This window comes from Komagataeibacter intermedius TF2, assembly GCF_000964425.1.
Classification (GTDB): domain Bacteria; phylum Pseudomonadota; class Alphaproteobacteria; order Acetobacterales; family Acetobacteraceae; genus Komagataeibacter; species Komagataeibacter intermedius.
This window is the reverse complement of sequence record NZ_BANF01000328.1, coordinates 1-606: the sequence shown is the minus strand read 5'-3', so window position 1 is coordinate 606 and position 606 is coordinate 1. Positions and strand designations below refer to the sequence as shown.

The 606-nt window shown below is 64.9% G+C and carries 2 protein-coding genes; both read left to right on the top strand.

Translation table 11 applies throughout. From position 1 onward, the window contains the following. On the top strand, positions 1-159 hold a 159-nt coding region (locus tag B7449_RS24895; RefSeq protein ID WP_456303605.1), incomplete at its 5' end, for a secretion/conjugation apparatus DotM-related subunit. Beyond that, a partial coding sequence (locus B7449_RS17370) for a hypothetical protein (RefSeq protein ID WP_048883927.1) occupies positions 134-606 on the top strand: 473 nt, incomplete at its 3' end. The genes B7449_RS24895 and B7449_RS17370, both read left to right, overlap by 26 nt.

The window sequence follows — 606 nt, the reverse complement described above, 5'->3', positions numbered from 1 at the left end:
CCCCGCATCGAGGCCGCCGGCGCGCGTGCGCACTGGAGCGAAGAACGGCGCTACCAGCGTCCGATCTACATCCCTGCAGTTGAGAACGCGCTCGCCATCCTGCGCCCGATGCCCGAAGCACAAGGATTTTCCCATGACCCGTATCATCCTCCACGCTGATGGCCGGGCGCCCATCACCATTGAACTCGACGGGACAGGTTTACAGCCCCTCCATCTCCATCTCGGATCTGATTTCGGGCAGATGGAGACGAACGATGCGGCAGCCACTTTACCAGAAGCAGCAGCAGCAGCACGGCGCTGGCGCCTGAAAAAGGCATTGCCCGCGCTCATCGCTGGAGGACTGGCCGCCATCCTGATCATCGGCACACGTCAGGCCATGGTTTCCGACCGCGCTGTTCCCGACACGGGGCCCGCTGGCATGCTACGGCCGCCTGCAATTCTACCCCCACTCTCCGGCTCACCCATGACGGACGAAGGCGCGCCAGGGGTCAGCTCAACCTATGTCCCGGGCGCGCGCATGCCGGTCGGCGGGAATGTGGTCGGCAATCCCGACGGTCACCCGGCGAGCGCGGAAATTGATGCCGCACGACGCATCATGACGCAGCG